This is a genomic window from Arthrobacter sp. Soil_C_60 (assembly GCF_057656375.1).
Genome location: NZ_JBDGKM010000007.1, coordinates 111,990 through 138,423 on the forward strand (window position 1 = coordinate 111,990; position 26,434 = coordinate 138,423).

A 26,434-nucleotide genomic window follows, 5' to 3' on the forward strand; every position below is an offset into this window, starting at 1 on the left:
TTCGGTTCGTCATTTGAAAACCACTGTGCGGGTGCCGTTGAGAATTACGCGGTGTTCGGCGTGCCATTGCACGGCTCGCGCCAAGGCCAGTCGCTCGGCGTCACGCCCGACGACAACCAGGTCTTCCGCCTGGTAATTGTGGTCTACGCGGAGCACTTCCTGTTCGATGATCGGGCCTTCGTCCAGTTCGGCTGTCACGTAGTGTGCCGTGGCGCCAACAAGCTTGACCCCCCGGTCGAATGCCTGATGGTACGGCTTGGCGCCCTTGAAACCCGGAAGGAAGGAGTGATGGATGTTTATCGCTTTCCCTGCAAGTTCGCGGCAGAGGTCGTCACTGAGGACCTGCATGTACCTGGCCAGTACAACAAGATCAACATCGTGCTCTTTGACCAGCGAGAGGAGCTTCTCTTCGGCAGCCGGCTTAGTTTCCGCCGTCACGGGAATATAAATGAACGGGATTCCCTGCGCTTTCGCCATCGGTTCAAGGTCCCGATGATTGGACGCGATGAACGGGATGTCGACCTTGAGCTGGTTCGTTCGCCAGCGGAACAGCAGATCGTTCAGGCAGTGCTCGAATTTGGAAACAAGGATGGCAATCTTTGGCCTTTCGGTGCTGTCCGTGAGGGACCAGGACATGCCGTAAGTTTCAGCTGTGGCACGGAACGCAGACTTCAACGCCTCCACGGAAGTCTTGTCCGGGTAGCTTGCCTGGACGCGCATGAAGAAATGATTCTCACTCACGTCGTCGAACTGCTGGCTTGTCAAAATGTTGCAGCCGTGGGCAAGGAGAAAGCCGGATACCGCGTGCACGATGCCCGTAGTGTCTTCACAGCTGATGGCAAGAACCAGCTCCTGACTGCGTTTGCGCTCCACAAAAGCTCCTAGCTATAAGGGGTACCGGCCCATGCAACTCGCGCTAGGCGGTAATGACAAGAAAATGAGGAAGAAGTCTTGAGCCTGTTCCTCGGACATCCAACCCGAAACGGTTCTGCTCGAAATCCGGAAGGTTGAAGAGACTTCTTGTGACAACCATAGAACTGCCCGTCGAAGGCGCGCTATGGACAAAAAGCAAGAAAGGTGGCGCCACATTAGACGAAGATACAAGTGACAGTTTTGGTGGCCAAATGACAGTGAACGGACTCCGTGTTCGAACTCAACCCCGCCGGACGCAGAGCCAAAAAGTGCTGCCGGCTGCAGCCTCGCGTTCCCATCACCTGGGTGATTGCCGCCGACGCGGGCATGCTCCTGATCGTTCAGTAAGGAGAATTAATGTGCCAAGGACACTCTTGCGTGGACGATTGGGCAATCTTGCTCGGAATGATCGTCTAAATTCGCCACGGGGGATAAATGTTCGGAGTGGCCGCGTTGATTGCTGCCTTTGATCTGCTGGAGGCACGTGTAAAAGCCAACGCTGCTGGTGACCGGGGCATCGTGCTGACAGGGCTCAGGGGAGTGGGCAAGGCCGTTCTCTTGAACGGCAAAAGAGTTCTAAGCGGTCGCGACAGTTCCGCCGTCAGTTTGGGGTGTGATCCAGCTTGACCGCATTCTTCGAATATTGCCTTGTCGCAGCCCAGCCATGTATCCGTCTTAGGGCTCAGAGGCTGGGCTGTTGTTTGGCGCGGCTGCTGAACGTGTTCCCGGGCGGCCATTTCCTTCATTTGCGATGGTGACTCGACCTCACCCGCTGATTCCGCTCCCATAGCCGAAATGTGCTTTCTCCCATTGGCTCTTTCGATTTTGATGGTTCCCTGTCCGCCCAGGGTGGAGGCGAGGATGATCAGGAGGATGAAAGTGCGCGGGCGGCACAGTTAGGGTTGGTCCTGCACGGCATATTTGGATTTATTGCCGCCCGTCCGAGCACGCCTCTCTGTCGAGCTTGACGCTGATCCGGCAGATATTCCTCCAGCACCCAGTGTCAGGGCCAAGAGCCCGCCGGCCAGCTGCAAATTGGTCTGTGCGGTGAAGGCTAGAAGCGCACCGCCGGTTGCAAACCTGTCATTAGCGTCCAGTAGATTCGGAGCATTGGTTTAGCCTGCCTTCCTTGGCGATTAGGCCCAAACCCCCACGGTTTCGTCGTTAGTGCCGACGAACATCCCGGGTTCGGATCCGTGCGGTTCAATCCAGAAAACGGACCCGCCGTCTGGCATCACTGTTTCGACGAGGCCTTCTCGGATACGGGCGTCCAGTCGGCGTACCTCCACCACGCTTCCGGGCTTTACGGAAGGCCAGGGGACGGGCCATCGGGGAGCAATGATCTTCCAATGGGTGCAGTGCCATTTCAGTTCCTTATGAGCGCTTTACAGGCGAGGTGAGATGCAGGCAGGCCGGTTGGGCGTACCGAAGTCAATGTGTGTAGCCGGCAGCGGCTTCGGTGAGGGAGATCCCCTTGGTTCCGGGGCGAGCCATTGGCTGAGGGCTGCACCGGCAAAGGCTACGAGGGCGGCGAAGGACGAGAGATTGTGCACCCTCTACCAACGCACCTCCGGGCGGTGGTGTTCATCGACGAAAGCGAACCCGGCCGCGGCGAACGCCCCTTCTACTCGAATGAGCGCTGTCGTCATCGGCTTTCTGTCAGATTGCTGTCGAGGCCCTTGGTGACTTCATAGTGGAAGCCGGTACGGTACTCCGATGCCCAGGCTTCGTAAGATTCGGCCTTTTCATAGAGGCGGCGGCTCTCGGCAAGTGGCCGCAGCCAGAGGATTTTGCCGTCATCGGTAACGGCATCTACAAGCCCTTCGCAAATCCTGGCTCCTTGTTGCCGGATCTCGACGCTGGCTCCGGTGAGAAGCGTCCAGTCGGTGATGCGTCTCAAGTCCATGGACAGGTTCTCCTTTGAATGGGCTTCGCTACTTTCGGACGGGGGAAAGGTTTGCTAGGGGTTTGAAGCTTTAGGGACGTTTTAGGAAGGGAATTAGGTGTTGCGCGCTGTCCAAGGTGTGGGCGGTGAAGACGGGTTCGACACAGACACCACGGCCGGGAAGTCGGATTCCAGCGTGAGCAAGGCTCCATCCACCTGGGCGGTTCCGGATACGGGGTGGGACGTGATGTCCAGGTTGTCGAGTCCGGGCAGCAGGGGAATGTCCAGCAGCTCGGACATCATTGCCGGGACGATGCCGCCGCGGCCATCGATGGATTCGTTTTCGGCCAGCACCAGGGCCGGGCCGGCTGGCGGACGGCGGCGGCAAGGACGCGCGGTCTGGACCATGTCCGATCCGGCGAGCGTTGCGTCCTCGATCAGTATGGCTGAGTCAGAGCCCATGGACAGCAGTTTGCGGAGCATGCTGACGGCGCTGTCTGGGCCCATGATGAGCGCGGTGATTTCTGTGCTGGGCGTTGCTTCCTTATTTCGCAGGGCATTTTCCAGCGCACGTTAGTTGATTTTGCGGCAACCGGATCAGACGCGTCGCGGTCCAGTAACCCGAGGGGCAAAAATTGATTTTGCGGTTGGACCAGGTGTCGGGGACCTGCTTCGCCAACACGATTTTCATGGGCTTTCTTCTTCAAGAAAACCTGGCAAGGGGTCCCGAGCCAGCGGCAGAAGTACCGGTATGGTTCCTCTGCCGCGGGCGGGGGGAGTGGGTTAGGAAGCGGACTTCCAGGAGTCAACCGCGGCCTGGTTATCCTCAATCCAGGACCTGACGGCTTCCTGCTCGTTGCCCTGGCCCGCCTCGTTGATGACGACTTCCAGGGACTGCAGTTGCTCTGGGGTCATGTGGAACTTAGCCAGCCGCTCAATAACGTCCTCGTTCTCGGAGAATTCCTTGCTGGTGATCACCTTGAACGTGTCATTCGGCGGGAATACTCCTTCTGGATCCTCAAGGAGCCGTAACGGGTATTTCTGGAAGGACCAGTGGGGCTGCCAGAGGGTTACTGCTATCGATTCCTTGTTTTTGATCGCACGGTCCAGGGCTGCCAGCATTGCTGGTGTGCTTCCTTCGATGAGGTTGTAGTCTGACAGGTCGTACTTGACCAGCGCGTCTTTGGTCTGGGCCATGAGTCCGCTGCCTGACTCGATGCCGACAATTCTTCCGTCGAATTCAGATGCTTTGCCTTTGAGGTCGGCCATGGTCTTGGCTTCAGAGTATTCGGGCACCACGACACCTTGGACGAGGGTGTCGTACCACTGTCCTGTTACGTCAAAGTCCTCGCTGAACCGGTCCCAGTAGTCCTGGTGAGTCAGCGGAACTGCCCCGAAGAATATGTCCAGCTGTCCGGTTGCTACCCCTGAGTACAGCGGGGCAACGTCGAGCTGTTCCAATTCAACGGTGTAGCCCTCCTCCTCCAAGATCTCTTTCCACAGGTAGCTGGAGGCGAGAACTTCGTCGTATGGATTGATGCCGATGGTTATGGCTTGTTCTGTCCCTGAGGTGCTTCCAGCCGACTGCGTGCTGTTGCTGCACCCAGCAGCAGTAGCGGGGAGTATTGCTGCAAGCAACGCTGCTTGCAGCGCGTGGCGGCGATTAATGGAGGGGAACATGCGAACGGTCCTTCTGATCGTGGTTGGGAACTGCTGAAAATTAGTGACCGGCTCAGCATCTAGCCTGTAGGTGCGCTGCTGAGAGCCCCGGTCTTGCCTGCCTGGACGGGCTTGGTCTTTGCAGTCTGCTTGCGGACGCGACGAGGGCGCGGAAAGGATGCGGTGAGCCGGTCGAGGAAGATTGCCAGGAAGACGACCGCGAGACCGCCTTCAAATCCGACTCCGATATCGAGGCGGCTGATACCGGTGACAACTACGGCTCCGAGGCCGCCCGCACCGACCATGCCGGCTATGACCACCATCGACAGCGACATCATGATGACCTGGTTCAGTCCCGCCATGATGGAGGGGATTGCCAGGGGGAGTTGGACCTGTCCGAGCATCTGCCGGGGGCTTGCGCCGAAGGCGATTGCTGCTTCGACCATCTCGCCGTCTACCTGGCGCAGGCCCAGTTCCGTCAGACGTACTGCCGGTGGGATTGCGAAGATGAAGGTGGCGACCACTGCGGGTACGACTCCGATTCCGAAGAAAAACACCGCCGGGATCAGGTAGACGAACACGGGAAGCGTCTGCATAAAGTCGAGCACCGGGCGGAGAATTTGGCTTCCGAGCTTGCTGCGGGCCGCCCAGATTCCGGTGGGTACGCCGACGACAATGGCCAGGAAACTGGCGACCAACACGATGGCCAGGGAGTCCATGGTTTGGGGCCAGAGCTGCATGCTCTGAATCAGGAGCATGCCTAGGACGGTGAAGGCTGCAAGTCCGATACCGCGGGCCCACAAGGCCAGGACGCCGCTGATTGCAACAATCACGAGGGGGTGTGGAGCTGTCAGTACGATGAGCACTGCGTTGATGAGGGCTTCCATGAGCCAGGCAATCGCTTCGAAGAGCCCTCCCATGTTGTCCTGCAGCCAGGAGACTGCATCTGCTACATAACTTCCGATGGGAATCTCAAGCATTTTCGAACCGCCGCTCCGTATCAGAGAGGGCGGCTAGGAGTGCCGCCACGGATAATACGCCGACCAGTTGGCCGGACGAGTTGGTGATCCCGAGAGGGACACTGTTACGACCCACGAGGGGGAACAGCTCGCTCAACAGCGTGGAGGAATCCACGGTTGCGTACTCAGCTGTCGGAATCTGCGCCAAAGACATTGCGCCCTCTTGCACTCCCCGGCTCAGGGCTTCTGCGCTGACGGCTCCTGCGACGCGACCCTGCCCGTCCAGAACGTATACACCGTGTGCTTCAGCGTTGGCCAGCCGGGCCAGAACGTCCGCGGCCGACTCATCCTCCGTAGCCGTCAGTAGGGGATCGCGCATGACTTCCTGGGCGGTCACGACGCGGGAGCGGTCGACGTCGGAAACGAATTTGGCCACGTAGGGGTCAGCCGGCCGGGCGAGAATTTCTCCGGCCGTTCCCAGCTGTATCACTTTACCGTCCCGCATGACCATGATGCGGTCGCCTAGACGCATGGCCTCATTAAGGTCGTGTGTTACGAAAACAATCGTTTTTTGGAGTTTTTCCTGCAGTTTCAGGAGCAGGTCCTGCATGTCGCGCCTGATCAAAGGGTCCAGGGCGCTGAAGGGCTCATCCATGAGGAGGATCTGGGCATCTGTTGCCAGGCCCCGCGCCAGACCTACCCGCTGGCGCATACCTCCGGAGAGCGCACCTGGGAGATCGTGCGCCCAATCCGCAAGCCCCACTGTCTCCAGCGCTTCCATGGCCCGGGCTTCCCTTCCCTCCCGCTCCATACCCCGCACCTGCAGCCCGTATGCAGCGTTCTCGAGGACTGTCCGGTGCGGGAAGATCGCAAAGTGCTGGAAGACCATGTTGATGGTCTCGTTCCGGGTGACCCGCAGGTCCTTTTGTTTCAGCCCATTGATTGGCAGCCCGGCAATGACTGTGTCGCCCGATGTGGGTTCTACAAGGCGGTTCAGCATGCGGAGCAGGGTGGATTTTCCGGATCCGGAGAGCCCCATGATGACAAAAAGCTCACCCTTCTTGATGGAAAAGGATACGGAATCAACCGCTGGTTTCCGCAGGGGAGGACTTTGCTGGCGCCATGAGCGTCGGTTCTCGGCTGACTCATAGATCTTGGTCAGGTTCTTCACTTCTATTGCAGTTGGTGGGTTCATATCCCGTACTCCTGTTGTGCTTGGCATACCTAGACGGCCTCGCAAAGACGGAGAGCGTCGTAGTTTGCTGCATGGATGTTCCGGCTTGTGAGCGCGTCGGCAATCCGGAAGAGCTGGAGCTTTCCCTCAGGCTTGATAAAGGAGGGCTGTCCAAAGAGATGACCGCTGAGCCTCCGATCATTGTCAGCCCAACACCGCCCTTCACCTTTTCCACGTGATACTTCCGATGCCGGTCCTGCGGCAACCCGTCCACACTGTAGGCCGCCTCGTGCGAGGTCCTCATGATGCTGTTGCGGAGTATGAGGTTTCGGGGAATGTTGAGAGCAGAGGATCAACGGCCAACGGGCTTCGATTCGTGCTGAGGTCATACAACCCACTATGAAGCGCGTCACACTGCCCGTCAATAAGTTTGATCAAATTTTTTTGATCAAGATTCTGGTTACCTCTTGAAACGCCAGGTATGGTACTGGCGAGGATTGAATTGAACCCGGCACTATGGTGGGCGAGAGCAGGTCTTTGAAGCCCCTCACGCGGCCCTCATGACTGGCGAGCTCGAAGCAGGGTCCAAGCTGCGGATCCATGGGACCTGTCGGACCAGCTAGGTAACGAGCCACATGCCGATACGTGAAGCACTCCGGCGGCTGGAGGAAGCAGGGCCGGTGGAAACCCGCCGCACAGAAGCGCGGTGGTCAAGGAACTCCACGGAATCGACTCCCACGAAGTCGGTGCTGATGCTGCCACCGCTCATCCCGCGTTGCTCAAGGACTGAGGAGATGGCGCGCATTTCCAAGGCACCCTCAAGCAGGCTTCCCAGCACCGTTTCCCCTTCGTGCCGCCTCTCGTCCACGGATTTCGCGTACTGCTCCAGCTCAACTGCCGTAATTCCGAGCACACAGTGCAGCCAGCAGTGGGTCCGGGGCCTTATTATTTCCCGTTCGAATTCTCAGGGACATGCGGAGTTGTCCTGGCACCCCCTGCAGGGTTGACGTTGCCGGCTCCGGTGCCTTTATGCCGGCCGGGATCCGCCAAGACGTCCCCGGTGCCATCATCAATCAGTGCAAGCCCTCAAGCCATTTATACGAAGTGCTAACAAGAGGGGCCCATTCTAGCAAACCGTCTATGGTATGCGTCACGGGTTCAAACCATACTCGAAGGGAAGAAAGGAAGGTGTCATCGTGGTTATCAACTCTCAGTTTGAGCTGGGAAACAATGCAGCAAGGGATCTGGGGGCTGTCCAGAATCCCGGCGTTCCCGTGTGGGCGTCGCTGCCGGAGGAGAAGGTTCGCCCGCCCCTCTCCGCTGATATGACTGCCGACGTGGTCATTATCGGGGCCGGATACACGGGGCTGTGGTCCGCCTACTATCTGCTGAAGTCGGACCCTGCCCTGCGGGTGGTCGTTGTCGAGCGCGAGTACGTTGGTTTCGGCGCATCGGGGCGCAACGGCGGCTGGTGCTCGGGGATCTTCCCGATAAGCCTGGGGCGCGTAGCGAAACTGCACAGTTACGATCAGGCGCTCTCCCTGCAGTACGCGATGAACGATACCGTCGATGAAGTCGGAACGATCATCTCGGAGGAGAAAATCGACGCAGATTTCAGCAAAGAAGGCTTCCTCTCCCTCGCACGCTCCGAAGCTCAATTGCACAAAGCTCAGGCAGCCGTCAGGTCCGCTTATGACTTCGGGCTGAGAGGGCAGTGGGAACTGCGCAGCCGGGAAGAGGCGCAGGCCGCCGTCGGAGCCCAGGGAGTTCTTGGAGCCGCCTACACCCAGCATTGCGCACTTGTGCATCCTGGGAAACTGGTGCGCGGCCTGGCCGCAACGGTGGAAAAGATGGGGGCAACCATCTATGAAAAAACCAATGTTGTGGACTTTGAGCCCGGCCAGATTCAAACCAGCGGCGGTAGGGTCACAGCAAAGTACGTCATTCGCGCGACCGAGGGTTACACCTCGCAATTGCCGAACCATAAACGGACTCTTGCTCCGCTCTACTCCCTCGTCTTGGCAACGGAACCGCTGGCTGAAGCGACGCGGCGTGAATTGCGACTTGATCAGCGATTCGGTTTCAACGACCTTCGGAATCTGCGCGTGTACGCGCATATGACAAGCGACGGTCGCCTCGTCTTCGGTGGTAGGGGGGCCCCTTATCACTTCGGATCATCGGTCTCGGAGTCCTACGACGTGAACGACGGAATCCACGCCAAAATCCGCCGCACCATGCTGGACTTCTTTCCCTCTCTCGAAGACGCGGCCATCACCCACCGATGGGGTGGTCCGCTCGGCGTGCCCAGGGACTGGCACCCGTCCGTTGGGTTGAACAAGGAGACAGGACTCGCTTGGGCCGGACCTTATGTAGGGGATGGGGTCGCAACCAGCAACCTGGCCGGCCGGGTGCTCCGCGATTTGATTCTTGGCAAACAATCTTCCCTGACAAACCTGCCCATCGTGGACCATCGCTCGCCCCAATGGGAACGCGAACCCCTCCGCTGGCTGCTGGTGAACATGGGCCTGTACGCCGCCTCGGCTGCCGACGTAGAAGAACGCTTAACCGGCAAACCCTCGAATATCTCGAAAATTCTCGAAAAGCTCACAGGCGCACACTAAGGAGAATCCAATGGCACAAATGTCCGTGCTTAAAAAGAATGATGTCGAAGGCAGCCTGCCGGCGGCCGGGCTGCGGGCCGGTGCCGACAGCGGCAACCCCACCCTCAGCGTCAGGACCTTGGCGCCTGAAACCGGTAGCAACATCGGGGTTTGGGAATGCGAACCCGGCGGGTGGCCGGTCATCGACAGGGCCGATACGGAAGTCTGCTACATCCTGGCAGGCACCGCAATGATCACCGATGGCGCCACAGGCGAAGTCAGCACCATCAGTGCCGGAGACTTTGTTGTCCTGCCTACGGGCTGGTCCGGCCGATGGGACGTCACAGAAACCGTCCGTAAGGTCTACGCCATTTACAAGTGAGCACTCAGCACCAGCGACGCCACATCTGCCTATCGAGAGAGTTTTAGGCCGACACGTCGCGGTGAAGCGGTGTCATTCCGCCCGCCCGCTTGGGAAGAACGCGGCAGACACGGCGCCATTGCGGTGCCGGTGGTTCTGTGATCTCGTCCCGCAAGCGGAGCGGATTCGGCAAGGGTGAGTCGTCAGGCGGCTTTCAGCAGGAGTGGATCTCAGAGGAGTTTCCGTTCCTGGAACAGGACAAGCCGTGGATGCCGGCTGACCTTGTCCTGACTGCACACCCTGCCATCTCGGGCAGCTATGTCGAGATGGCTGGGACAGTGTAGGGGGCGTGAGACGACAGGGCTGCCGCTACGTCACTGCGGCACGGCGCGCTGCTCGCGGCTCCTGGCATGGCGGCATTCTGGGGCAGGCGTTCCTTGATCCGGTCGATGACGCTGAGGAGGGAGTCGTCGATAATCCGGCTGACAGACCCGGGTCGTACACTTCGGCCGCTGCAGAATCTCTTTATGCGACGTCCAGAATATGGAGGTTTCGTCGGACGTCAGTGCCTGCCGGGCGCCGAAGATGTTATAGGAGCAGCAGCGGTTCCACAATCCCGGATCATTTCGACGAGCAGCGGATTGCCTGTGGCCGCATAGAGAGGATCCGAAGCATGTGTTCGTGTGATCGAGTAGCCAGCGATCCGCTCTTCACTCAAGGCCTTCCGCACCACGCGGTCCCTCATGCATCTTCGCAAGATCGGCGGGCGTCACCAGTTCAGCCCCTGACGCGCCGCCTTGACCTCAAGGATCCTGCGGATCGAGTAGATATGCAGCAACTCCTCCAGGTGGGGCTCCTTGACCACCCCGCTTCTGTGCGGCGGGTTTTCCACCGGCCCTGCTTCCTCCAGCCGCCGGAGTGCTTCACGTATCGGCATGTGACTCGTTACCTAGCTGGTCCGACAGGTCCCATGGATCCGCAGCTTGGACCCTGCTTCGAACTCGCCAGTCATGAGGGCCGCGTGAGGGGCTTCAAAGACCTGCTCTCGCCCACCAAAGTGCCGGGTTCAATTCAATCCTCGCCAATACCATACTGCCATTTAAGGAGCTTCCATAAGTTTGATCAAAAAAATTTGATCAAACTTATTGACGGGCGGCGTGATGCGCTTCATAGTGTTTTGTATGGCGTCAGCACGAATCAGGGCCCCTTGGCCGTTAATCCACTGCTCTCACCGTTCAAGATCCGGAACCTTACTCTCCGCAGCAGCATCGTGAGCAGCTCGGACGAACCGGCCTACAGCGAGGATGCTCGTGGCCACGATCCGACATCAATGGGTGAGGGTTTCGATGTTGCTCGTAGCGAGACCGCCCAGTCCGTTTTTAGGAAAGATGAGAAGGCAATAATGAAAGATGTGATCATTGTCGGTGGAGGCCTCGCGGGGCTTTCCGCTGCGTGGCGTTCGCGCTTTTTCGACACCGTGCTGCTTGAAAGCCAGCCCCGTATTGGAGGGCGAGTGCGCTCCGAGCGACGAGGTTCACACTGGCTCAATTGGGGTGGCCACATGTATGCAGGTCCCGGTTCGGCGACGGACACCCTGTTCAACGAGACTGGCATCGAGGCTGTTGAGATCCCGGGTTCCCTGACCGGATTCAACATGAACGGCAAGACCTTGTACTCGGGAACGCTGGCGACCTATCCGTTGCGTCTTCCCATCTCCATGGACTCGCGGATCGCGGCATTCACCGTGGGCGCACGAATCCTGCGTTCGCTAATCATGGAATACATGAATGTGGTGAAAGTCCGTCCAGGCGAGTCCGCAACCAAGCGACAGCAGCGCATCTACGACTTCCAGAACGAAATCTCGTTCCGCGAATGGATCGGTCGGAAGATGCCCCGGGACGCTGAAGAAATCTTCGACGTCACCGTAACCCGATGCACCGGTTCGGTTGATGACATTTCAGCAGGTACCGGCATCGGCTACTTCTCGCTGGTACTGGGCATCGGCGCCGGTTTGAACCGCGGCATCGTGGGTGGACCATCGACCTTGACTGAGACCATCGCGGCCCGTTTGGGCGACCGGGTCCAGCTGGGGGCCGAAGTCGTTGAGGTTGTGCCGAAGAAGAATTCCGTCGTCGTCCGATACCGGCAGAACGGCGAGGATCACGAGGTAGAGGCCCGCACGGTCGTTATGGCGACCACCGCGACGGTGACGAACCGTGTTACGAAGGACCTTCCCAATGACCTGCGCGAGGCCCTGGGCCAGATCAAGTACGGGAACCACGTGGTCACCTCCGTGATGACCAATGAGACCACCCCGAAGAAGTGGGACGACGTCTACTGCATCGCAGCCCCGAAGCGCTCGTTCTCAATCCTGACGAACCAATCAAGCATCGTCCGCGGATCTGAGGCGGAACGTCAGCCTGGCTCCACGTTCATGGTGTTCTCCCCGGGCGCAAAGGGCGCAGCCCTGATCAACAAGTCCGATGAGGAGATCCTCGACATCCACCTCAATGACATGAACGAAGTTCTGGGCGAGGGCTTCCGAAGCTCAGTGGTAGAAGCCGAAACCTGGCGGCTGCCCGAAGGTGCGCCGTACTGCTTCCCCGGACGCGGCAAGCTCCAGCCAACTCTGCTGCGAGGAACCGAGCGCATCAAGCTCGCTGGCGACTACCTCGGCACGATGTACACGGAAACGTCGGTCGCCACCGGGTTCCAGGCAGCGCAGGACGCTATGAGCCTGATCGCCACGGAGAACCAGCAAGCCCGGGCTCCGAAGAACTCACTGCTTTCAACCATCTAAAACCTCTACCTGACCACCACAAGGAGAACCGAATGTCTGACTTCCTATTCCCTGGGTTGAACTTGGCCCTTGCAACGCCCTTTGACGAGAACGGCAAGGTCGCTTACGGCCAGCTTGAGGAGAACATCGAGCGATACCTCGACGCTGGTATCTCCAGCTTTTTGCTGAGCTCCGGCACGGGTCTCCACGTCTACCTCACGCGGGACGAAGCCGATGAGCTCATCGAGCGCGGCTCGAAGATCATCAATGGCCGCGCAAAGACCATCGCCCAGACCTCCGCGCTCACTGTGGAGGACGTAGTGTCCCGCACCAAGCACGCGGCCGATAACGGTGTGGACGGTGTCATGGTGCTGCCGCCATTCTTCGAGGGGCCAGCAGACGATGACAATATCTTCGCGTACTACGAGGCTGTGGACGCGGGCGGCTTGCCCATCATCGGCTACAACGTTCCGGGCGGAGTTGCCCCTGCGATTACGCCGGATCTCTTCCGCCGATTGATTGAGATCCCGAACTTCGTCTCCGTGAAGGACAGCCGCGGTGATATGACCGCCGAGGCCGACCTTATCCGCACCGGCCTGCCAGTGCTGAACGGTGCTGACTCGCTCGCAGCGGCCGCCTTGTACTCGGGTGCCGCAGGCGTGATCTGGGGAGGTGCGAACATCGCCCCCAAGGCGGCCGTCGCATTCGTCGATGCTGCAATGCGCGGCGAATGGGACCTCGCACGGCAGCTGTGGCTTCCGCTGGAGCCGTTGATGAGCTACCTCGAAAAGGGTGAGTACGTACCTTCAGTCTTCGCTGCCATGGAAATGACCGGCTATCCAGCAGGTTCGCCGCGTCGGCCCTTCAGTGCGCTGTCCGCCGAGAAGCGCGCCCTGCTGAAGCCCCTCGTTGACGAGTTGCTCGCCGCCGCGGTTTAGCGCGGAACGCGCGTCTCAGCACGAGGACCGAGCTAGCCGGGGGTCTGTACTGGTGCTGCCACGACAGAAAAGGGAACTGGACCAATGACAACGACAGGCACAATGGGACCGCTGGCTGGATTGACCGTTCTCGTAACAGGTGCGTCCCGGGGAATCGGTGCGGCAACAGCGCGGACCCTGCACCGTGACGGAGCCACGGTCGTCTTGCACTACTGGTCGGCCGCAGGGCCGGCGGAGGCGATCGCGCAGGAGCTGGGCGATCGCGTCCATCTCGTGCAGGCCAACTTATCCGAGGTGGACGGACCGGCGCAGCTGTGGTTGAAGACTCTCGATGCTGTCGAAGCAGTCGACGTTCTGGTCAACAACGCCGGCGCGTGGATCCCTTCCCCTATGCTCGGCACGGATGAGGCCTGGAAACATGGCTGGGACGCCAACCTGTCCCTCAATCTGTGGGCAGCGGCCGATCTGGGGCGGTCGGCGGTGAAACACTTCCGCGGGCGGGGCGGCATCATTATCAGCGTCGCCAGCCGTTCCGCCCATCGCGGCGATGATCCGGAACACTTGGCCTATGGTGCCGCCAAGGGCGGCTTGGCGGCAATGACCAAAGGTATCGCCCGGGGGTTTGCCTCCGACGGTGTCTTGGCTTACGTCCTCTCACCCGGTTGGGTGGCAACCGAGCTGTCATCGGGCAGCGAGGCAGATGCGATCGCCGCCACACTGCCGCTACGCGAGGTTACTCCCCCGCAGGATGTTGCCGAAGTGATCGCTTTTCTTGCCAGCGGCCGCGCCAAACACGCCACAGGCACAACCATCGACATCACCGGCGCTGATTACGTCCGTTAAGCACGGTGGTTCGGGCAACTTTTCTGCGAAAAATGCCGCGGGAATGCTACCCGTTTCGTAAAAAGGCGGCCACTCCTCGCACAGTACGTCCCGGCCTGCCCACCCGTAGTGCGTGGCCGTGCCGCTCTTCTTACGTCAAGCCTCTCTGTTTTTATTTCTTCGAAAGAGATCATCATGTCCAAGTACCGTTTTCAGAATCCCGCAACGGGCGAGGTTCTAGAGTCCTTTGAATCAGCAAGCGATGCAGACATTCAGGCTGCACTCGGTCGAGCGGATTCTGTCTACCGCCAGTGGAGAGAGCGCAGCGTTCAGGAACGGGCAGCCATCATCCAACGCGTTGCTGACCTGTTTCGGCAGCGATCCGAGGAGCTCGCACGACTAATTTCCCTCGAGATGGGGAAGTCACTTTCCGAGGCAGCCGAGGAAGTAGAGTTCGCCGCCTCTATCTGCGAGTACTACGCCGTGCATGGTCCAAGCCTGATCACGGACTACGAGATCCCCAGCACGGTCCCAGGCAAGGCACGCATCGAGCAGCGCCCCATCGGCGTCCTGCTCGGCGTCATGCCGTGGAACTTCCCCTACTACCAGGCAGTCAGATTCGCGGCACCGAACCTGCTTTTGGGTAACACGATCCTGCTCAAGCATGCGGACATCTGCGCCCGCTCATCACTGACCATGCAACAGATCATGGAGGAGGCTGGCGTCCCGGTCGGCGGCTACCAGAACCTGTTCTCGTCGCACGACCAGATCGCCACGATCATCGAGGATCCCCGGGTGCAAGGTGTTTCGCTCACTGGGTCGGAGCGCGCTGGTGCGCACATCGGTGCGCAGGCGGGAAAGCACTTGAAGAAGTGCGTGCTGGAACTTGGCGGTATCGATCCAATGGTGGTGCTCGACGCCGAGGATGTCCCACAGGTTGCCAAGCAGGCGTGGGACTTCCGCACCTACAACGGTGGGCAGGTCTGCAACTCCAACAAGCGCATTATCGTCATGGACGACATCTACGAAGAGTTCGTTGCAGAGCTGACGAAGCAGGCCCAGGGTCTGAAACCCGGTAACCAGTTGAATCTCGGCCCTGATGAGTACGCTCCGTTGTCCTCCCGTGCAGCCGCCGAGACGGTGCATGCACAGGTGCAAAAGGCCGTCTCCGAAGGAGCGACCTTGGAGGTCGGCGGTGAACTCTCGCAAGGCCCCTCGGCATACTACTCACCCGCGGTCCTCACCAACGTCCCGCTGGACTCGGAGTCATACCAGGAGGAGATCTTCGGTCCGGTTGCGACCGTGTACAAGGTCCACAGCGATGAGGAGGCATTGCAGATAGCAAACGACTGCGCTGTTGGACTTGGAGGTTCTGTGTTCTCCACCGATGAGGCTCGCGCCTCGCGCCTTGCTGCTCGCCTCGAAGTGGGCATGGCGCACGTCAACACCATCGCGGCAGAAGCGGCAGAACTGCCGTTCGGCGGTGTAAAGCGTTCCGGTTTCGGGCGCGAAATGGGCCCGACCGGGATCGGAGAGTTCTCGAACAGTCGTCTCTTCTTCGTGTCAGCGTAACCGCCTAGGGACGCAAGCAAAAAAAGACGGCAAGGAATCTATATCCGCCTACTCATTCAGTGCAGGTTGCGGATGTCGAAGGAAAGATAATGTCACTTACACAGCAGACAGCTGAGGATACAAAGTTCAAAAGACGGTTCATTATCCGTCTCTTCGGGGTGCTGGCTGGCGGCACCTTCTTGGACGGCTATATTCTCGGCATCATTGGACCGGTGACAGCTGTCCTGCAGGAAGACCTCGGTTTCACCGCACTGCAGGTCGGTCTGCTCGCCGCCATGACCATGGTGGGCATTCTTATCGGGGCACCCCTTGGAGGATGGGCTGCCGACAAGTGGGGCCGCAAGCCCCTCTTCATAATTGATATTGCGCTGTTCGTCGCGGCATCGATTCTCCAGTTCTTCGTGGGTTCGCCAGAGCTGATTATGTTCGTCCGCTTTGCAATGGGGCTGGCCATTGGTGCTGAGTACTCCGTAAGTTGGCCGATGCTCTCCGAGTTCGCACCATCACGCACCCGCGGTCGTCTCATGTCGATCAACCAGCTCGCGTTCTACGGCGGATTTATGTTTGCTTACGCGTTCGCCTTCTACCTGAGCGCTATCGGAGTCTCCTGGCGCCTAATCCTCGGGTCGTCCACCGTCCTCGCCGTTGCCTTGCTTTTGGGTCGAATCGGCCTCCCGGAGTCTGCACGATGGCTGTGGTCGAAGGGGCGTCAAGATGAAGCGCGCGCCATTGCTTACAAATATATGGACGGCGCTTCGGACATTGCCGACTTCGAGCGAGTTGCTCAACACGAGAAGAAGGCGCGTTTCGTGGAGATCTTTTCACGGGAAAACGTTCGATCCACCGCCTTCATCTCCGTCTTCTGGTTCTGTAACGTTCTACCGTACTTTGGCATCGCTACTTTCGCAGGTGCTGTACTCAGTCAGTACGGGCTCGCCGATGGTTTGAGTGGAGGCGTGGGACTGTCAATGGTGGCGGTCGTGGCCGTAGCAGTCACGATGTCATTGATTGACAAGGCCGGCCGACGGGTTTTCACGGCGCCGCCTCAATGGATCATGCTCGGCATCTTCCTTCTGCTCGGCCTCTGGTCATCCGCCCCGTCATGGCTAGTACTCATACTCTTCTTCGTATTCTCGTTCCTGAACGCAGTCAATGGTGTCCTCACTGCTGTGTACCCAGGCGAATTGTTCCCGACAGGGGTGCGCGGTGTCGGGACAGGCTTTGCAGCCGCTTTCAGCCGGCTCGGTGCAGCAATCGGCATATTCTTGCTTCCCGTAGGCATCGAAACTCTGGGGATCGGCCCAGTTCTTCTGATGCTTGCGGGCGTAGTTGCCATCGGTGCAATCGTCTCGCAGATTTGGGCACCGGAGACGAAGGGAAAGTCGCTGTCGGAAACCACGACCTCGCTCATGATCGTGCCTAAACCGCAGTAAAAGTTGCCCAATTGCGATCCAGCATCAGGGCAAGTCTTTGGCAAAGGTCTAATTGATTGAAACAGGAGTCTGCAGTGAATGAATATTTTGATCAATTTTTTTTGATCAAACTTCTCTTAGGACAGTAGAATGACGTGCATGACGATGGCGAGGATCGAACCGGGCACTTTGGTTGGCGAGCAGGTGTTCGAGGCAATCCACGCCGCCATTATGAATGGTGAACTCGAGGCAGGATACAAGCTCCGTATCCAGGATTTGTCGGCCCAACTGGGCACTAGCCACATGCCGATACGCGAAGCTTTAAGGCGGCTGGAAGAGGCGGGGCTGGTGGAGAACCCTCCGCGCAGAAGCGCTGTGGTTAAGGAGCTCCACCTGGAGGAGCTCCTGCACGTTTATTCCATCCGCAGAATCCTCGAAGTTGAGGCCGCCCGGCAGGGCGCGGAACTTCTTACGCGAGACGACTTGGAAAAGATGCACGAGGAGTTCGGATCAATCCGGGAAGCCCTGAGCCGAGAGCGCATCACTGACTACCTCGACCGCGACGAACGCATGCTCAGCATCCTCTATGCGTCTACGGGAAACCTGCTTCTGGTCGACATGATCCAAGGCCTGTGGAACCGCTGCCGCTCCTACAAAATTTTGGGCGCCCGCCAGGCTCTCACATCCGACGACACCTCGATGTTCTGGACGCCGCACGAAGAACTGCTCGCAGCAGCCGAAGTGAAGGATTCCCAAGCTGTCAGCCGGATCATCGACGACTCCCTCCTGGCCGCCATTGACCGAATAAAGGCGCGTCTACCCCACAAGGCGGCAACGCTTGACTAGAGGGCGGGCCTTTCCCCGCGGAGGGCAGAAAGTGCCAGTTCAAGGGCTGCCCCTACTGGCCGGGAGCTAAGGCCAGTAAGCCGTCGGGGATGACTTCATTTGCTGTCAGGACGAGGTTAGCCCAAGTCCAAGGCTTTCCGTGCTCAAGGAGAGGAAATTCCTCGTTCATCCATTCCTGTTGGAAACTGACTGACGACTCACCGCGGCGGGTCCGTTCCGCTTCCCGCTGCCGCAGTCGTCCCCCTTGGCTCCATGGTCTATCACTTCGGTGACATGGAGGACCTCCTCCGCGAGGCCTTTACGCGGTTCGCCGGGGCCGTCGCGAAGTCATTCGAACGGCGAATGAACGCCGCAACGGACCGGGAGTCGGCGCAAGCAGCCGTGGTTGCGGTGATCACCGAAAATGTTTTCGGCAACCAGCGGGACTCGTCCTCACGCACGAGCTGTACACACTGGCCGCCCGTGACTCTACCTTCCGTGACTCACGAACACCTGGATGGCATGCAGCCGCCGGGCACTGGAACAGCACTTCGACTCCCTGACTGCGCGGCTGCTCGACGCTCTCATCGAGGGAATCACAATACACAGAGCGCTGGATAACGAACCCCATCCGGCGGCCTCGGCCCCTGAGGCAGTTGTACGTATCACGGGAAGCCGTGGCTTGGTGAAGAATGCTGAATGAGTCTCAGGCTGCAGCTGACGATGTGGGAGAAGAGGCCCCCCGTTCGCACTGGTTCACCTTGTAGTGGAAGCCGAGGCACTCCTCCACAGCCCAAGCCTGGTAAAAGCTGCCTCTTCAAAATGCCGGCGCCCATCGATGGGCGACAGCACCCAGAGGATTGACCCGACGCCGTCAACGGTTCCGCTGCACACGGCTGTTCCTGCTGCCGGATTTCGACGTTAGCGCCGTCGAGAGTGCACCAATCGCTGATGCGGCGGTGGTTCATGTCAATTACCCGCTTTCCAATTCCTCTGATTCAGAGGGGTCCTATATCGAGGATGCCGTCGCCGCGTGAAACACACGGAGTGAGTAGCTTTTCCTGTTCATCCTCTGTCAGCACTGCGTCCCTGTGGTCGGCGTCACCGCCGATCAGGGATAGTTTGCATGTCCCGCAAGTCCCCGCGTTACAGGAGCTCGGCCACTCAATGCCAGCGGCCCGCATCGCTGCCAGAAGAGTGCTCTCAGCCGGAACAGGAATCAGTTCACCTGTGGGTACCCATCTGGCTGAGAAGGGTCCGCTGAATTCACCCAAGGGAGAAACACCGGCAAAGTCCTCAAAATGAATGCGGGAGGGGCCCCAGTGCATGGTCAATGCCCGGACTTGAGCCATCAGGCCAGGAGGCCCGCAGCAATAAACGTCTCTGTCATCCGGGCTTTCCAAGACGCTCCAGAGGTCGTACCGCTCGCTTTGCTCATCACGCATGTACAACGTGGAATGCGGGTCCTCTGTAAATTCGGTCGCATATGCCGCCTCAGCCTTGGATGCCGCGAGGTACAGGAGCTCGCACTGCCCACCCTGCCGGCGAATCGTGTTGTACATGGATCGGATAGGCGTGATCCCTATGCCGCCGGCGATCAACAAAGCGCTGCGGGAATCACTGAGGGGAAAGTTGCCTGTCGGCGGTTTCACGTCCATGACGTCCCCTGGGGTCGCGTCCGTGTGCATGCTCAGCGAACCGCCACTCCCGGCGGGATCTAATGCGACGGCCACAATCCAGCAGCCGTCGGACCCCTGCGGGCCTTCCGTGGTCGAATAGCACCTCGGCATTCCTGATGGCGTGATTATCTCGATGTGATCACCCGGCGAAGGGGCCGAAAGAGTTGACCCGTCGAGGGCCTCGAAACGAAACTCGATGACACTCTCTGCGACACGACGCTTTCCTGCCAGCCGGACTTTGACGTATTCCTCTATCATCGGCGGGGCTTCAGGTCATGGGCGGGGGCCAGCTCCACCGTCATTCCTGGCTGAAGCAGACCGCCCTGGGTAATGGATGCATACACTCCAAAATAAGTGTGCCCGTAAAAGCGCTTCAAGAGCCTGGGGATGGGCAGGTCCCTCACTGCGCTTACACGGTTTACTTCAGTAGCTGCGCAGCGGCCAGCACGCTTGGACGGCCTTACGCGCACCTCGCCTCCGATTGCCACGTCGTGCCCCATCCACTCAAATTCTGCCCAGGGTTCGTCTGTGTCTATATACAGGTTGGCCCTGAAACGCAACGGATCGATCTCCACTCCGGCACGTTCGGACAGATCCCGGACCGATGCGAGATTAACGACATGGCACGATGAACTGTCCAAGTACGAGTAGTTGTAGTTTTGCGCGTGCGCTATTACTGGCGCCTTATCATTGGGAAGGTCCAGAACTCTGGCAAAAAACTGTTCCGCCCGAGAACGGTCAGTTTTATCCATCAGGTCGACCGAGAGAACAAGATGTTCCTGAACGAAGACTTCAAAATGGCCCGTTGCGGGATCACAACGGGTTAGTAGGCCCGCAAGACGATATTCATCTGTCAGCTTGAAGAACTCTGGCTGCAGTGGCTCGAAGAATGCTCTCTGGAGATCGGCGTTGTGGTGAGCCAGAGCGAACGCACGATCGTATGGGAATCCTCGCTCTGGGCTCACTTTTACGGATTCCAGTGGTTGCGCGCTCATTGATTTCATGGGGTAGATGTAGAGGCTCGTCACCTTGCCGATTTTCAATGGGTTTTGTCCTTGGCCGTTGGGGTCGTTACCGTCTGGGTCTAGTGGACTGTCAGCGCACGTAATCGGCGCCGGAGATGTCGATGGTGGCTCCCGTGGCGCCGCTAATGACCTAGCTCACATCCTGCTTTCAGTCGTTCGGAAAAGTGCTTGGTCAGGCGCGTTGTTTAGGCGGCGGACCCTCATGCCGCCCACCTGTTTAGCTGGACGAAACAGATGTGTGAGGTTCTTCTCCCACCGCTTGCTGCCAGTAACCAGCCTCGGCCAGCCATTGAAGGGTTGGACGACAGCCGTATGGGCTGCTCAAGACCTCGTACAGGCATACAAGTAACTATGAGACGCATCAATGGCGGTGGTCAAGAACTTTGATCAAGTTTTTTTGATCAAGTAATTGTGGCAACATTTGTAGGGACAACCGCGGAACCGCATGAAATAGCACTGCTCCTACGGATCGGGGGAATGCCGGTGGAGCATCCAGGACGGTGAACATGTGACTAAGGGCGTTAGGCGCTGCATATGTAAGACGCGGACTGACTAGCTCCCAGTACCATCGCTGGCAAGCTTGGCACCTTCGTTCCGACGCCCGGCATAGCAATCATTCACGAATAAGCACCGAAGCAACGAATACCGTAGATGGAGAAGCATGGATTCCCAATCGAAAGTACTGATCCTAACCGCGCATCCGGATCCGGATTCCCTGACCGTCGCAGTAGCGCAGGCCATTGGTTCAACTATCAGCGACGGCGGCCATGATGTCGTATTCCAGAATCTCACGGAGATTAACTTCTGGCCTGCCTTCACGGCGGAAGACCTCGCCGCTTACCGGGACGTTGCGGCCGGTAGGCCGCCCAGGCTTCCCGAGGACGTACTTGAGCAACAGCAACTGATAGCTTCCTCCGATGCCCTGGTGATCGTCTTCCCCGTCTACTGGTGGTCCATGCCGGCGCACATCAAGGGTTGGCTTGAACGCGTTTTCACTGGGGGCTGGGCGTACGGTTCCGACAGGGCGAATGTCCTCGAACGCTTGAAAGTCCAACTCGTGGCACTTACGGCCAGTGATGCTGACCTGTACGACCGCCATGAATACCAGCGGTCCGCGGAGACCCAGATTCGCCATGGAGTGTTCGAATACTGCGGAATCCGAAACGTCGACATAACGTGGCTATGGGAAGCTGAGCGTCAGCCCGAAGCGGTCTTGGCCGAGGCGCGCGCATTGAGCTGTTCCCTCGAGCCAGAAGTCGTCTAGCAGCTTCATTCCTTGGCCCGCTGTGAGCAGTGGTGGCGTCACGTAGGGGCAAGAGCCTCCACGAACGCTTCCGCTCACCGCGCTCACTCGAAGCCGGGATGCTCACGTGTCCTAGGTTTCCCGAGGGCCGGGAGTAGGTAGGACTCGCGTCTTTCAGTTGCGGAGGCTGCTGAGTTTCCACGGCAGGTGCCCTGAGGTACCTGCCGAAATATCGAGCGATTCATCAGCCCGTTCCATGTCTTCGGGTTGGAGCAGGGTGCCGGTAGCGATGCGGCGCCGGGATCAACCGCGCCATTGCTTGGGTTGCGCGTCGTACCGGCGCCGATCTGGCCACCTTGTGGGTGATCGAGGGCGCGGCTTCCTATGGTGCCGTGCTGGCCGGTGCTGTCGCAGCTGCCGGCTACCAGGTCGCAGAAGCCGCGCGCATGGCCGCCATGCCGCGTCGTGGGGTTGGCAAGTCCGATCCGTTGGACGCGCATCGGATCGCTTCTGCCGTCCTTCCCTTGAAAGAACATGGACCTTCGTCAAGCCACGGCCGCGCGAACTATCGCACATCGACGGCGCAGGCAGGGGAGCGGCTCACTCCAGCTTGGCCTGGCGCAGGTACTGGTAGACGGTTTCCCTGCTGATTCCATAGTTCCGGGCAAGGACTGCTTTCGGAACACCGGTGCCGGCGCGATGGACCAGTTCGGCGGCCCGTTCCGGCGTGAGGGTCTTTTTCCTTCCTTTGTAGGCGCCGCGCTGCTGGGCCAGGGCGATGCCTTCCCGCTGCCGCTCCCTGATGAGGATCGTTCGAACTCGGCGAAGGCACCCATAACGGAGAGCATGACAGGGCCTTCCAGATCGCAAATCTCCTGAGGGCTTGTGCGTTTGGCAAGCAGTGTCAAATGGTCCGGTCAGTTCCGATGTTCATAGCGTGGTTCGACGAAAACGCGGCGGACCATGGGCTCGAAGAAGTCAAGGGGCAAGTTCTCGTATGCTGGGTCAAAGCAGTTCTCGTCGTAGAGCTCGCAGAATTCGACGCAGTCGTCGAACCACTGGTGCCCCCGCCACTTTTCGCGAGCATTCTGGTCGAGGCCCGCAAGGTGGCCGTAGTAGTACTGCTGAAATGCAGGATGATGCTTGACAATCCAGCACAGGCGTTCGGGAAAGTATGGGCGCATGACAGCTGCCATCATCTCGCCGTGCGTATGAGGGGCCAGTCCGTCACCCATGTCGTGGATCAGGGCGGCGACGACATACTCTTCGTCCCGTCCGTCCCGGTGAGCGCGCGTTGCGGATTGCAAGCTATGTTCCAGGCGACTGATTCGGTAGCCGCCAAGCCCCTCTTCCATTTCTCTCAGTGAGGCGAGAATCCGGTCAGGAAGCGCCCTACTGAATTCCTCCTCAAGAGAGCTCAGAAGAGCATAGTCCTCCCGGGTGCCCTCGTGCATTTTCGTGAATGATACGACGTCCATCTTTCATGCTCCTTTGTTGCGTTTCAGCGTGCTCACTGGGTACGCGTCATTGTTTGTCTGCTCGGAGGTCGTGTAGGCGACTAGCGCTTTGTTGGGGAAGATTGTGTCCTGGGTTCTGTCGACTCTGATTGATTTCCAATTCGCTCGTACGTTTCCGGTCGTCGTGACCGAGACCAGAAGGCCAGTGCAATGCTTGTGCCCCGGCTACTTTGCGCTTCAACGCTTCATTAACCTGCGCATTTCGCGACTGATGGGTTAGCCAGCGCGTGTGGAGGCGCAGGAGTTGCTTGACGAGGGTGAAGCCCACCTATAGCACTAATCAACATGCAACGCACGCGGCCCCGGCACCGCCCAACCTTGTAGTTTTCAAAAGAGGCTTTGCCAGTAGCGGCATCGGCTACGCGCATGAGCTTGCTCAGGCGCGCGGCAAGGTGAGGGCATGGGAAGTGATCTTCGCCAGGAATTCCTTGCCCGCATCAGAGATGGCAGCCGTAGCAACGCGGGTATCACCAACAGGTACACCAACGGATTCGAGGCAGTACTTGGTGGCCGCGATGAACGGTTCGGAATCAATTCCGTTCACGAACGGGTACAAGTCCTTCCACAACTGCTGTGCCTTGGGCAGATCCTTTTTCTGGATGGCATCGTAGACGGCTACCAATTGGCCGGGCACAACGTTCGCGGTGATTGCCATAAGTCCGGCGCCCTCTACGAAGCAAGCAAGGGCCAGGGTGTCCCACCCGACGATGGTGTCGACAACGTCACCGAGTTCGTGGACGAATTGAACGGCTTGCGCCATGTCCGGACTGGTGTTTTTGACGTACTTGATGTTCGGGCACTGCTCGGCCAGTTCCCGGATTGTGTCCGCCTGCAGATCCACACCCGTGACCGACGGGATGTTATACAGCATGATCGGGATGTCAACACTCTCCGCGACGGCGCGGTAGTAGGCCTTGACTGCATCCAGGCTCAGCGGGTCGAAGTAAGGGGCGATAACCATCGCGACGTCCGCGCCAGCCTGCTCCGCGTGGCGGGTGAGCTCGACTGCTTCCTTCGTCGTGAGGGCTCCGGTCTGCGCAACGACAGGCACACGTCCGGCCGCCTGCTGAACTACCGTCTCTACAACAAAACGGCGTTCTGCGTGAGTCAATGTTTGGAACTCACCACTGGTTCCGTTGGCGACCACCCCATGCACGCCGCCATCAATGGTGCGGTCCACAACTGCGCGCAGCAGTTTTTCGTCGATCTCGCCGTCAGCGCCAAAGGGCGTGACGAGCGGCGTCAAAATACCGTAAAGCTTCGTGCTCATGAATTTCCTCCTGTGGGGGACCGTTAACGCTAGGTTTGCCGGCTGGACTTTGTGCATGCGGCTGGCATTAGGCGGTTAGGGAAGCTCTGACGTCTCTGGCGCCCTCGGTCTGGGACGGTGAGAGCATAGGATCAGCGGCTAACAGGCTCCGATTGGTGGTGACGTCACAGCACCCACCCTGCAGCGCATCACACCGTATGTCAACGATTTTTGATCAAAATTATTTGATCAAAACCCTTGGCTACCTCCTAGAACGGCAGATATGGTATTGCCGGGATGCGGCGGGGACGTTCGGAAGTGGAGCCGTGTTTTTCGGGCGCTGGAGATCGTACGCCCGGGACTTGGACTAGTTTGCAGCGGATTGTCCCAGTCCTGGCTTTTCTGCTCAATGATCGCTTGTTCACTCATGACTGCTACCTGATTCTCAGGACGGCGACGGCTTTGTCGAGTACGAGCGGCTCGACGATCACGACCTAATCAACCAAGGCTGGAAGGATTCCTGGGACGGATGCACCTAATATAGGCGATCTACCGGCACTTTCGAACCGGCATGTTGTCAAGCTGAAGACGTGGACCGCCGGAGGGATGCGGGCGCGGTTCCCAACAGCGGACCGGTCCTCGGCTCTCTGGCCCAGCGAGGGGGCCGAAAGGATGTCGCGGGGTGCTTCCGGGGATGCCTGATCGACAACCCAGTCGAATTCCGGGACGATCAAAACGGTGCGCCGTCTGGGCCCGGAACCGGCGGTGACTTCGGCAAACCGCATCTGGACGGCTCCGAAGCGGCCATAATCAGTGACGTATGGATTCGGGCCGAAGTCCTCCAGATCCAGCATCGTCATCTCCCTGTGGCGAAGCCCATAGGCATAACAGACCTTGAACGCCACCGAATCACGGAACAGGGGCAGCCAGCGCTTGCTGCCGCCCGCGTACTCGCGGTCGATGAGATCGTCGATGTGATCGAAAAGCCGTTGCAGCTCTGCCCGGGTGAACGCCCGCCGCCGTGCCGGCACGGCATCATCGGTCGCGCCTGGGCGTGTTCCATTCAAAGCAGATCTGGCTTGGGATATAGCCGAAAGTGCGTTCGCAGAACTCGCCCCATCCATAGCCCGGATGTGTCAGGTAGGCGCAGAACATTTGCCACGGCATTGCTGTACGAGCGCAGAGTCTTCAGGCTGATCTGCCTTTCACCGGACCGCAGGCCAGCGAGGAATTCCTCAATGTCAACGGGCCGCCACTGCCGGGGAAACTCACCGGCGAACTCTTTGAACCGTTCCAGCAACTGGCATCGCTGCTTGATGGTCTGCGTCGTGAGCCCACGGGCCAGCATCTCTGCCCGCCAGCCGTCCAGCATGGCCGTGAAAACCCGCTCGTCAGCCCTGAAAAGCCCAACAACACGATTCACCAGCATCCGCGGGACAAACCCCGGAACGGCACCGCGCACTGCAACCGCTGAACCATGGAAACATGCATTAGATGCATTAGATGCAGGAAACCTACAGCGGCAAGCGATCCAAGGGCATTCGGGTTCCGCCGTGCGGATGCAGTCGTCGCCACTAAGGACACCTGACCAGCGGAAACACCGATTTAGTCATGGAACGGGAGTTTTCGCAGCTACTTCTAGTTTTTCGCCGATAACGGACGTTATGTCAACCTAGCATCAACATGGGTTCATTGATGCCGTTAAGGTATTATACTTCGTCGTCCTTCTGGCTGCTAGCTGGGCGGACTTCATCCCCCACCAGCTGGTGGTATCAGTGAGTTTGGCTAGTGCAACGCTTTCGCTTCGGCGGCGGATGGGCTGA

General features: G+C 59.0%; 23 protein-coding genes and 2 pseudogenes. 10 read left to right on the forward strand and 15 right to left on the reverse strand.

The window, feature by feature from the left end:
- Window positions 1-9 precede the first annotated feature (9 nt).
- The 7 genes from purU to AC3A4M_RS15040 all read right to left on the reverse strand — a co-directional run bounded on the left by purU (window position 10) and on the right by AC3A4M_RS15040 (window position 7,502).
- Window positions 10-873, reverse strand: a complete 864-nt coding sequence (purU, locus tag AC3A4M_RS15010) for a formyltetrahydrofolate deformylase (protein WP_498736520.1) — start codon at window positions 871-873, stop codon at window positions 10-12.
- 1,684 nt (window positions 874-2,557) lie between these two features.
- A complete protein-coding gene (locus AC3A4M_RS15015; RefSeq protein WP_498736522.1) occupies window positions 2,558-2,818 on the reverse strand; it encodes a hypothetical protein in 261 nt (86 codons plus the stop codon).
- A gap of 93 nt (window positions 2,819-2,911) precedes the next feature.
- Window positions 2,912-3,364, reverse strand: a complete 453-nt coding sequence (locus tag AC3A4M_RS15020) for an electron transfer flavoprotein subunit beta/FixA family protein (protein ID WP_498736734.1) — start codon at window positions 3,362-3,364, stop codon at window positions 2,912-2,914.
- Window positions 3,365-3,580: 216 nt separating this feature from the next.
- Window positions 3,581-4,477: a glycine betaine ABC transporter substrate-binding protein gene (locus AC3A4M_RS15025; protein WP_498736524.1), complete on the reverse strand. Its 897-nt coding sequence runs from the start codon at window positions 4,475-4,477 to the stop codon at window positions 3,581-3,583.
- A 59-nt stretch (window positions 4,478-4,536) separates the two neighbouring features.
- Complete coding sequence (locus AC3A4M_RS15030; RefSeq protein ID WP_498736526.1) at window positions 4,537-5,436, reverse strand: ABC transporter permease; 900 nt, start codon at window positions 5,434-5,436, stop codon at window positions 4,537-4,539.
- Window positions 5,429-6,610, reverse strand: coding sequence for a quaternary amine ABC transporter ATP-binding protein (locus tag AC3A4M_RS15035; RefSeq protein WP_498736528.1), 1,182 nt, complete (start codon window positions 6,608-6,610; stop codon window positions 5,429-5,431). The genes AC3A4M_RS15030 and AC3A4M_RS15035 overlap by 8 nt, the downstream gene beginning before the upstream one ends.
- A 598-nt stretch (window positions 6,611-7,208) precedes the next feature.
- Window positions 7,209-7,502: a hypothetical protein gene (locus AC3A4M_RS15040; RefSeq protein ID WP_498736530.1), complete on the reverse strand. Its 294-nt coding sequence runs from the start codon at window positions 7,500-7,502 to the stop codon at window positions 7,209-7,211.
- Between the two features lie 283 nt (window positions 7,503-7,785).
- On the opposite strand from AC3A4M_RS15040, the gene AC3A4M_RS15045 reads away from it, so the two are divergent.
- Complete coding sequence (locus AC3A4M_RS15045) at window positions 7,786-9,210, forward strand: NAD(P)/FAD-dependent oxidoreductase (protein WP_498736532.1); 1,425 nt, start codon at window positions 7,786-7,788, stop codon at window positions 9,208-9,210.
- Window positions 9,211-9,220: 10 nt separating this feature from the next.
- A complete protein-coding gene (locus AC3A4M_RS15050) occupies window positions 9,221-9,571 on the forward strand; it encodes a cupin domain-containing protein (RefSeq protein ID WP_498736534.1) in 351 nt (116 codons plus the stop codon).
- Window positions 9,572-10,319: 748 nt separating this feature from the next.
- Here the strand turns inward: AC3A4M_RS15050 and AC3A4M_RS15055 are convergent.
- Window positions 10,320-10,487, reverse strand: a complete 168-nt coding sequence (locus AC3A4M_RS15055) for a hypothetical protein (RefSeq protein WP_498736535.1) — start codon at window positions 10,485-10,487, stop codon at window positions 10,320-10,322.
- A 465-nt stretch (window positions 10,488-10,952) separates the two neighbouring features.
- On the opposite strand from AC3A4M_RS15055, the gene AC3A4M_RS15060 reads away from it, so the two are divergent.
- The 6 genes from AC3A4M_RS15060 (at window position 10,953) to AC3A4M_RS15085 (ending at window position 17,919) form a co-directional block, all read left to right on the forward strand.
- The gene (locus AC3A4M_RS15060; RefSeq protein WP_498736537.1) at window positions 10,953-12,350 is read left to right on the forward strand and encodes a protoporphyrinogen/coproporphyrinogen oxidase; all 1,398 of its coding nucleotides are present in this window, start codon (window positions 10,953-10,955) and stop codon (window positions 12,348-12,350) included.
- 32 nt (window positions 12,351-12,382) lie between these two features.
- Window positions 12,383-13,267, forward strand: coding sequence for a dihydrodipicolinate synthase family protein (locus tag AC3A4M_RS15065; protein WP_498736539.1), 885 nt, complete (start codon window positions 12,383-12,385; stop codon window positions 13,265-13,267).
- Between the two features lie 84 nt (window positions 13,268-13,351).
- On the forward strand, window positions 13,352-14,110 hold the full coding sequence (locus AC3A4M_RS15070; RefSeq protein ID WP_498736541.1) for an SDR family NAD(P)-dependent oxidoreductase: 759 nt from the start codon (window positions 13,352-13,354) through the stop codon (window positions 14,108-14,110).
- A gap of 174 nt (window positions 14,111-14,284) precedes the next feature.
- A complete protein-coding gene (locus AC3A4M_RS15075) occupies window positions 14,285-15,661 on the forward strand; it encodes an NAD-dependent succinate-semialdehyde dehydrogenase (RefSeq protein ID WP_498736543.1) in 1,377 nt (458 codons plus the stop codon).
- A gap of 89 nt (window positions 15,662-15,750) precedes the next feature.
- Entirely contained in the window at window positions 15,751-17,094 is a 1,344-nt protein-coding gene (locus AC3A4M_RS15080; protein WP_498736545.1) for an MFS transporter, read from the forward strand.
- A gap of 138 nt (window positions 17,095-17,232) precedes the next feature.
- The gene (locus AC3A4M_RS15085) at window positions 17,233-17,919 is read left to right on the forward strand and encodes a GntR family transcriptional regulator (protein WP_498736547.1); all 687 of its coding nucleotides are present in this window, start codon (window positions 17,233-17,235) and stop codon (window positions 17,917-17,919) included.
- A gap of 977 nt (window positions 17,920-18,896) precedes the next feature.
- Here the strand turns inward: AC3A4M_RS15085 and AC3A4M_RS15090 are convergent.
- Both AC3A4M_RS15090 and AC3A4M_RS15095 read right to left on the reverse strand, forming a co-directional pair.
- Window positions 18,897-19,835: a PDR/VanB family oxidoreductase gene (locus tag AC3A4M_RS15090; protein WP_498736549.1), complete on the reverse strand. Its 939-nt coding sequence runs from the start codon at window positions 19,833-19,835 to the stop codon at window positions 18,897-18,899.
- Complete coding sequence (locus AC3A4M_RS15095; protein ID WP_498736551.1) at window positions 19,832-20,620, reverse strand: MOSC domain-containing protein; 789 nt, start codon at window positions 20,618-20,620, stop codon at window positions 19,832-19,834. The genes AC3A4M_RS15090 and AC3A4M_RS15095 overlap by 4 nt, the downstream gene beginning before the upstream one ends.
- A gap of 643 nt (window positions 20,621-21,263) precedes the next feature.
- Between AC3A4M_RS15095 and AC3A4M_RS15100 the strand changes: the two genes are divergently transcribed.
- Both AC3A4M_RS15100 and AC3A4M_RS15105 read left to right on the forward strand, forming a co-directional pair.
- Window positions 21,264-21,866, forward strand: coding sequence for an NAD(P)H-dependent oxidoreductase (locus AC3A4M_RS15100; RefSeq protein ID WP_498736553.1), 603 nt, complete (start codon window positions 21,264-21,266; stop codon window positions 21,864-21,866).
- 272 nt (window positions 21,867-22,138) lie between these two features.
- A pseudogene (locus AC3A4M_RS15105) lies at window positions 22,139-22,378 on the forward strand (IS110 family transposase); the annotation flags it as partial.
- 67 nt (window positions 22,379-22,445) lie between these two features.
- Here AC3A4M_RS15105 and AC3A4M_RS15110 read toward each other — a convergent pair.
- From AC3A4M_RS15110 to AC3A4M_RS15130, 5 genes and pseudogenes are all read right to left on the reverse strand, one after another.
- Window positions 22,446-22,696 (reverse strand): annotated as a pseudogene (locus tag AC3A4M_RS15110) (helix-turn-helix domain-containing protein); the annotation flags it as partial.
- 66 nt (window positions 22,697-22,762) lie between these two features.
- On the reverse strand, window positions 22,763-23,323 hold the full coding sequence (locus AC3A4M_RS15115) for an HD domain-containing protein (RefSeq protein ID WP_498736555.1): 561 nt from the start codon (window positions 23,321-23,323) through the stop codon (window positions 22,763-22,765).
- 415 nt (window positions 23,324-23,738) lie between these two features.
- Window positions 23,739-24,632, reverse strand: a complete 894-nt coding sequence (locus AC3A4M_RS15120; RefSeq protein ID WP_498736557.1) for a dihydrodipicolinate synthase family protein — start codon at window positions 24,630-24,632, stop codon at window positions 23,739-23,741.
- A 473-nt stretch (window positions 24,633-25,105) separates the two neighbouring features.
- Entirely contained in the window at window positions 25,106-25,642 is a 537-nt protein-coding gene (locus AC3A4M_RS15125) for a hypothetical protein (protein ID WP_498736559.1), read from the reverse strand.
- Between the two features lie 32 nt (window positions 25,643-25,674).
- On the reverse strand, window positions 25,675-26,040 hold the full coding sequence (locus AC3A4M_RS15130; RefSeq protein WP_498736561.1) for a hypothetical protein: 366 nt from the start codon (window positions 26,038-26,040) through the stop codon (window positions 25,675-25,677).
- Window positions 26,041-26,434: the final 394 nt, after the last annotated feature.